This window comes from Sphingomonas sp. CCH9-F2, assembly GCF_001556735.1.
GTDB classification, from domain to species: Bacteria; Pseudomonadota; Alphaproteobacteria; order Sphingomonadales; family Sphingomonadaceae; genus Sphingomonas; species Sphingomonas ginsenosidimutans.
Map to the genome: position 1 here is coordinate 1 of NZ_LSJO01000057.1, position 7569 is coordinate 7569.

Consider the following 7569-nt stretch of genomic DNA (forward strand, 5'->3'; position numbering starts at 1 on the left):
CTTCTCGACGAAATCGACGATCCGGTCGTTCGCGTCGACATGCATCACGCCGAACGCCACCGCCTCCATCCGCGGCACCTCCATGCACGCGACGGTGACGTCGGCGCCGCTGTCGACATGCTGGCGCAGCATGATCTCGTAATCCATCTTGTAGATATGGTCGCCGGCCAGGATGACCATGTACTCCGGCGCGATATCCTCGATGATGTCGATGTTCTGGTACACCGCGTCGGCGGTGCCTTCATACCATTGGAACTCGCTGATCCGCTGGCTGGCGGGCAGGATGTCGAAGCTTTCGTTGCGTTCGGGGCGCAGGAAGTTCCAGCCGCGCTGCAGGTGGCGGATCAGTGAATGCGCCTTGTACTGGGTCGCCACGCCGATGCGGCGGATCCCGGAATTGAGCGCGTTCGACAGCGCGAAGTCGATGATCCGGCTCTTGCCGCCGAAATAGACCGCCGGCTTGGCGCGAGTATCGGTCAGCTCCTTCAGCCGGCTGCCGCGCCCGCCCGCCAGCACATAGGCCATCGCGTCGCGTGCCAGCGGCTGACCCCGTCGTTCGTCCACGTCGCCTCTCCCCATCGTCACGCCGGTTCAAATACCAGCATTACCGTGCCGAGCGCGGGCAGCGTCACATGCGCGCCCCCGTCGCTGGCCACCACGCCGCCCAGATTGCCGAGGCCCGAGCCCCAGTAATCGTGCGCGTCGGTGTTGAGTATCTCGCGCCAGCGGCCGTCGTGGGGCAGCGGCACGCGGTAGGGCATTCGCGCCACCGGGGTCATGTTGACCACCACCGCGACGGGCGCGGCGCCGGGCGCGCGGCGCAGCCAGGCGAATACCGACTGGTCGGCATCGTCGGCGATCAGCCACTCGAACCCTTCGCCCTCGCAATCGCGCGCGTGGAGCGCGGGGCGGGTGCGATAGAGGTGGTTGAGGTCGCGCACCAGCTTGCGCACCCCGTCGTGCGCAGCCGAGCGAGTGAGGTGCCAGTCGAGCGCGCGCTCCTCGCTCCATTCGCGGCGCTGCGCGAATTCCTGCCCCATGAACAGCAGCTTCTTGCCGGGATAACCCCACATCAGCGCATAATAAGCGCGCAGGTTGGCGAACTGCTGCCAGTCGTCGCCCGACATCTTGGTCAGCAGCGAACCCTTGCCGTGCACCACCTCGTCGTGGCTGAGCGGCAGCACGAAATTCTCGGTGAAGGCATAGACCAGCCCGAAGGTGATTTCGTGATGGTGATGGCGGCGGTGGACCGGTTCGCGCGCCATGTACTGGAGCGTGTCGTGCATCCAGCCCATGTTCCACTTGAACCCGAAGCCAAGGCTCTCGCGTGGGCCCTCGTCGAAGGCGGGCGTCGTCACGCCCGGCCAGCTGGTCGATTCCTCCGCGACGGTGAACACGCCGGGATGCTGCGCGTACACGGCGCGGTTGGTCTGGCGCAGGAAGTCCACCGCCTCCCAATTCTCGCGCCCTCCGCCCTCGTTGGGGATCCATTCGCCCGGGTCACGCGAATAGTCGCGGTACAGCATCGAGGCGACCGCATCGACACGCAGACCGTCGACATGATAGCGATCCGCCCAGAACAGCGCGTTGTTGGCCAGGAACGCCGCCACCTCGCGCCGCCCGAAATTGTAGATCGCGGTGTTCCAGTCGGGGTGGAAGCCGAGCCGCGGGTCTTCGTGTTCGTACAGCGCGGTGCCGTCGAACCGCGACAGGCCGTGCGCATCGACCGGGAAATGCGCGGGCACCCAGTCGATCAGCACGCCCAGCCCGGCGCGATGCGCGCCGTCGACGAAGCGCGCGAACCCCTCCACATCGCCGAAGCGCGCGCTGGGCGCGTAGAGGCCGGTCGTCTGATAGCCCCAGCTGGGGTCATAGGGGTGTTCGGACACCGGCATGAATTCGATATGGGTGAACCCCATCGACACGACATAGGGGATCAGCCGTTCCGCCAGCTGGTCCCACGACAGGAACCAGCCGTTCTCGTCGCGGTCCCACGACCCGGCATGCACTTCGTAGATGCTGATCGGAACGCGGCGCGGATCGACCGCGGCCCAGGCCGCGCGGTGCGCGGCGTCGCCCCATTCATGCGCCAGCGGCGCGGCGGTCACCGACGCGGTCTTCGGCCGCAATTCGGTGGCGAAGGCGAACGGATCGGCCTTGAGCGGCTGGAGCGTCCCGTCCGGGCCGATGATCGAATACTTGTACGCCCGCCCCGCGCCGATATCGGGCAGGAAGATTTCCCACACGCCGGTATCGCCGCGCCGCCGCATGATGTGCCGGCGCGCGTCCCAGTCGTTGAAGTCGCCGACCAGCGCGACGCGCCGCGCATTCGGCGCCCAAACCGCGAAATGCACCCCGGCGGCGCCCTCATGCTCGATCAGATGCGCGCCCAGCTTGTCGTACAGCCGGGTGTGCGTCCCCTCGTTCATCAGGAAATCGTCGACCGGCCCCAGCACCGGGCCGTAGCTGTACGGATCGCCGACCCACCATTCGACGCCGCCGCCCTGCGCACGATAGCGCAGCGGCTGGCGCGGGCCGTCGATCACCCCTTCGAACAGGCCGGCATCGTCGACGCGGTCGAGCGTACCGAGCGGCGCGCCCGACAGGCCATGCGCGGTCACCGTATCGGCGCCGGGTATCCACGCCCGCACGAACAATCCCGCCGGCCCCTCATGCGGCCCCAACAAGGCGAACGGATCGTCGCTGGTCCCGTCCAGCAGCGCCCTGATCGCGGCCGCGGGGGGCTTCACATCACGCCCCAGATCTCGCGCGCATATTCGGCAATGGTGCGATCGGACGAGAACCAGCCCATGTTCGCGACGTTGAGGATGGTCGAGCGCCGCCAGCCGTCGCGGTCCGCCCAGCGCGCGTCGACCTGCCGCTGCGCCGCGGTGTACGAATCGAAATCGGCGGCGACCATGAACCAGTCGCTGTCGTACAGTCCGGCCATCAGATCGCGGTAGCGGTTGGCGTCATCCGGGGAGAACACACCGGAAGCGATAGCGTTCACCGCCTGCGACAATTCTTTCGACCCCTCGATCACCTCGCGCGGGCGATAGCCGTCTGCGCGCTTGGCCGCGACCTCGTCCGCGGTCAGGCCGAAGATGACGATATGGTCGTCGCCGACATGGTCCTTGATCTCGATATTGGCGCCGTCGAGCGTGCCGATCGTCAGCGCGCCGTTAAGCGCGAACTTCATGTTGCCGGTGCCCGACGCCTCCATCCCGGCGGTGGAGATCTGTTCGGACAGGTCGGCCGCGGGCACCATCCGCTCGGCCAGGCTGACGTTGTAATTGGGGACGAACGCGACCTTCAGCAGCCCGTCGATCGACGGGTCGGAATTGACGCGGCGGGCGACGTCATTGGCCAGTTTGATGATGAGCTTGGCATTGTGATAGCTGGACGCGGCCTTCCCCGCGAACAGCTTCACGCGCGGCACCCAGTCGCGCTCGGGATGGCTGCGGATCTGGTCGTACAGCGCCACCGTCTCGATGATGTTGAGCAACTGGCGCTTGTATTCGTGGATCCGCTTGATCTGCACGTCGAACAGCGCATCGGGATCGAGCCGCAACCCCATGGCGTCGCGCAGGTAATGCGCCAGCGCCACCTTGTTCGCGCGCTTGATCGCGGCGAAGCGTTCGCGGAACGCCGCATCGTCGGCCATCGGCACCAGCGCTGTCAGTTTCAGCGCATCGTCGGAAAAGCCGTCGCCGATCGCCTCGCGCACCAGCGCGGTCAGCCCCGGATTGCATTCCTGCAACCAGCGGCGCGGGGTGATGCCGTTGGTCTTGTTGTTGATCCGGTCGGGATACAGGCGGTGCAGGTCGGCGAAGACGGTGCTTTTCATCAGCTGCGTATGCAGCGCCGCGACGCCGTTGACGCTGTGCGCCCCGGCAAAGGCGAGGTTGGCCATGCGCACGCGACGTTCCCCGCCCTCGTCGATCAGGCTGATCGCGGCGATCGCGCGGTCGTCCACGCCATCGACCTTGCGCGCCTCGCGCAGCAGGCGGGCGTTGATGGCGTAGACCAGCTGCATGTGGCGCGGCAGCAGCCGTTCGAACAGCGGCAGCGGCCAGCTTTCCAGCGCCTCCGGCAGCAGCGTGTGGTTGGTGTAGCCGAACGTCTTCTGGGTGATCCCCCACGCTTCGTCGAACGACAGGTCGTGGTGGTCGATCAGCAGCCGCATCAGCTCAGCGACCGACACCGCCGGATGGGTATCGTTGAGCTGGATCGCCGCCTTGTCCGGCAGCGTGCGGATGTCGCCGAAATACTGGACGTGGCGGCGGACGATGTCCTGGATCGATGCGGAGGAGAAGAAATATTCCTGCCGCAGCCGCAATTCCTGACCGGCGGCGGTGGAATCATTGGGATAGAGGACGCGCACCAGCGTTTCGGCGCGCAGCTGATCCGCCAGCGCGCCCTGGAAATCGCCGCGGTTGAAGGCCTCCAGCTTGAACGGGTCGAGGCTGATCGCGGTCCACAGCCGCAGCGTGTTGACGCGGCGCGCGCGCCACCCGACGACCGGCGTGTCGACCGCCACCGCCTCCACCGCCTCGGCCGGGACCCATTGCACCACGCCCTGTTCGGTGCCGATCACCTCCCCGCCGAAGCCGACGAAATAGGCGCTTTCGCGGCGTTCGAATTCCCACGGGTTGCCGTGCGCCAGCCAGGTTTCGGGCAGTTCGGTCTGCCAGCCGTCGTCGATCCGCTGCCGGAACATGCCGTTCACGTAACGGATGCCGTAGCCGTAAGCGGGCAGATCGAGCGTCGCGAGGCTTTCCATGAAGCACGCCGCCAGCCGCCCCAGCCCGCCGTTGCCGAGCGCGGCGTCGCTTTCGATCTCCTCCAGCTCCGGCAGCGCGACGCCCAGCTGCGCCAGCGCCTCGGCCACCTCGTCACGTCGCGCCAGATTGGCGAGCGCGTCGCGCAACAGCCGCCCGATCAGGAATTCGAGGCTGAGGTAATAAACGCGCTTGGCCCCCGCGGCATGCGCGGCGCGGGTCGAATCCATCCAGCGTTCGATGATCTCGTTACGGACGGTCAGGATCGTCGCGGCGAGCCAGTCGTGCGGCAGCGCGGCATGTTCGTCCTTGCCGATGCGATGGACCAAGGTATCGACGATGGCGTGCGCCAGCGGCCCACGCGCGGTGTCGTTCGTAGCGGTCAAGATCGTCCCCCCAGCGGCGATGTCGCGCGGGAGCCTAGCCGCAGCGCGCCGCGCTTGTCACCTGTTGCCCGAGCGCCACGCGAACAGCGCGAGGCCCAGGATGGCAAGGCCGGTGGCGGCGATCGGCCCGGCATGCGTTGTGGCCAGCGGGGCCGCGGCGGGAGGTGCGGGTTCGGCAGGAGGAGCCGCATGGCAGGCGCGGTACAGCTGCACGTCCAGCGCGGCGCCCAGCAGGAAGGCATAGGCGCTGAGCCACAGCCATGTCAGCAGCACCACGATCGCCCCAAGCGACCCGTAGGTGGCACCGTAATTGCCGAAATTGACGACATAGACGCTGAACCCGGTGGTCGCCGCCAGCCACACGACCGTCGCCAGCACCGCGCCGGGCGTGCCCCAGCGCAGCCGCGCGCGCGGGCGATAGGGGGCGAAGCGGAACAGCAGCGACGCGCCCGTCACCGCCACCGCCGCCATCAGCAGATAGGTGCACAGCCCGATCGCGGTGCGCACGATCGCGGGCGTGCCGGGGATGAGATTGCCGAGGAAGGCGGTGACCGTGCTGGAACTGACGCCGACCAGCATCAGCACCACCCCGCCCGCCACCACCGCGAAGGCGGTGAGCATCCAGACGAGGTAGTTGCGCTTCTCCTTCGCCTCATAGGCGACGTTGAGCGCGGTCATCATCGCGGTGGCGGCGCGGCTGCCGCCGTAGATCGCGATCGCCAGCGCGATGACGAGGCCGAGGCCCTTCTTCCCCTCGCTGCCGGAGACGACCATGTCCATCTGCTGACCGATCAGCCGCGCGGCATCCGCGGGCAGCAGGTCGAACAGCGTGCGGATATTCGCCTGCACCGTCTGCGCATCGGCGATCAGGCCGTAGCTGAGCACCGATGCCGCCAGGATCGGCGCGATCGAGGAAAAAGCGTAGAAGGCGGTGCCCGCCGCGATCAGCCCGAGATTGTCGTCGTTCGACGCGGTGTAGGCGCGCCGCAGCGTCCCCCACCAGTCGCGCCGGAATTCACGCCAGAAATCGGTGGAGGAGAGATTTGCCCGCATGACGGGAGAACGCGGGAGCGGCGGCAGGGGTCCGGCATGCTTGTTCATCGTCGCCCCAGCGCAGGCCGGGGCCTCCCGCGGCTCCTGCCGCGCGCCATCGCCGAAGATGCCAGCCCGCGCTGGCATGACGGACGAAGCAGATCAGACGGTGAAGCTTTCCCCGCAGCCGCACGCGCCCTTGGCATTGGGATTGTCGAAGACGAAGCCGGCGGTGAAATCGTCCTCCACCCAGTTCATCGTCGATCCGATCAGGTACAGAATCGAGGCGCCGTCGACGTACAAGGTGCCGCCGGGGGTCTCGATCACCTCGTCGAACGGCTTGGCCTCGGTCACGTAGTCGACCGAATAGGCAAGGCCGGAACAGCCGCGACGCGGGGTCGACAGCTTGACGCCGATCGCGCCGTCGGGCGCCTTGCCCATCAGCTCGGCGATGCGCGCCTCGGCGGTGGGGGTGAGGTTCAGCGCCGCGGGGCGCGGGCGGGCGACGGTGGCCATCAGAGCATCCCCAGTTCGAGCTTGGCATCGTCCGACATCTTCTGCGGATCCCAGGGCGGATCCCAGACGAGGTTGACGTCGGCGAAGGCGATACCGGGCACCGCGGCGACGCGCATCTCCACCTCGCCCGGCATGGATTCGGCGACCGGGCAGTGCGGCGTCGTCAGCGTCATGGTAACGACGGCGTGGCCGGCATCGGTCACCTCGACGCCGTAGATCAGCCCCAGGTCGTAGATGTTGACCGGGATCTCGGGATCGAAAATGTCCTTCAGCGCGTCGATCACGCCTTCGTACAGCGCGCCGCCCGGTTCGTGGGGCGCGCCGTCCGACGCGGGTTTCTGCGCCAGGAAGCCGGACAGATAGTCGCGCTCGCGCACCGCCGGCGCCTCGGCCGCATCCTCGACGCGGGCGCGCGGCGGCGCGGCGACGGTGTCCACTTCCTCGACCTTGATGGGGTCGCTCATCCGAAAATCCTCACTACCCGTTCCATGCCCGCGGCCAGCGCGTCGATATCGGCAGGGCCGTTGTAGACGCCGAAGCTGGCGCGCGCGGTCGCCTCCACCCCCAGCACCCCCATCAGCGGCTGCGCGCAATGATGGCCGGCGCGGATCGCCACGCGATGTTCGTCCAAGATGGTGCCGATGTCGTGCGGATGCACCCCCTGAAGCGCGAAGGAGACGATCCCCGCCGAATCCGCCGGGCCGAACAGCCGCAGCGAATTGATCCGCGACAGCGCGGCGCGCGCATCGGCGACCAGCGCGGTTTCGTGCGCGTGGATGCGCGACAGACCGATGCCGGTCACATAATCCACCGCCGCCGCCAGCCCGAGCGCGCCGACCCGGTTCGAGGCGGGG

General features: G+C 67.8%; 7 protein-coding genes. All 7 read right to left on the bottom strand.

The features are described from left to right. Positions 1-525, bottom strand: a 525-nt coding sequence (locus tag AX685_RS01545; protein ID WP_197418444.1) for a sugar phosphate nucleotidyltransferase, incomplete at its 3' end; no start/stop codon positions are given. 56 nt (positions 526-581) lie between these two features. Next, positions 582-2750: a 1,4-alpha-glucan branching protein GlgB gene (gene glgB, locus AX685_RS01550; protein WP_066484635.1), complete on the bottom strand. Its 2169-nt coding sequence runs from the start codon at positions 2748-2750 to the stop codon at positions 582-584. Next, complete coding sequence (locus tag AX685_RS01555) at positions 2747-5167, bottom strand: glycogen/starch/alpha-glucan phosphorylase (protein WP_197418443.1); 2421 nt, start codon at positions 5165-5167, stop codon at positions 2747-2749. Before AX685_RS01555 ends, glgB begins: the two co-directional genes overlap by 4 nt. A 57-nt stretch (positions 5168-5224) precedes the next feature. Beyond that, positions 5225-6220: a YihY/virulence factor BrkB family protein gene (locus tag AX685_RS01560; protein ID WP_066484638.1), complete on the bottom strand. Its 996-nt coding sequence runs from the start codon at positions 6218-6220 to the stop codon at positions 5225-5227. Between the two features lie 141 nt (positions 6221-6361). Next, positions 6362-6715, bottom strand: a complete 354-nt coding sequence (locus AX685_RS01565) for a HesB/IscA family protein (protein ID WP_066484640.1) — start codon at positions 6713-6715, stop codon at positions 6362-6364. Continuing rightward, a complete protein-coding gene (locus tag AX685_RS01570; RefSeq protein WP_066484642.1) occupies positions 6715-7179 on the bottom strand; it encodes an SUF system Fe-S cluster assembly protein in 465 nt (154 codons plus the stop codon). Before AX685_RS01570 ends, AX685_RS01565 begins: the two co-directional genes overlap by 1 nt. Beyond that, positions 7176-7569 (bottom strand): aminotransferase class V-fold PLP-dependent enzyme (locus tag AX685_RS01575; protein WP_156445596.1); only part of this gene is annotated, 394 nt, incomplete at its 5' end. The genes AX685_RS01575 and AX685_RS01570, both read right to left, overlap by 4 nt.

Bases quoted from the DNA above. Each gene is read 5' to 3' on its own strand.
- AX685_RS01560 (WP_066484638.1), bottom strand. From the start codon at position 6,220: ATGCGGGCAAATCTCTCCTCCACCGATTTCTGGCGTGAATTCCGGCGC.
- AX685_RS01565 (WP_066484640.1), bottom strand. From the start codon at position 6,715: ATGGCCACCGTCGCCCGCCCGCGCCCCGCGGCGCTGAACCTCACCCCC.
- AX685_RS01570 (WP_066484642.1), bottom strand. From the start codon at position 7,179: ATGAGCGACCCCATCAAGGTCGAGGAAGTGGACACCGTCGCCGCGCCG.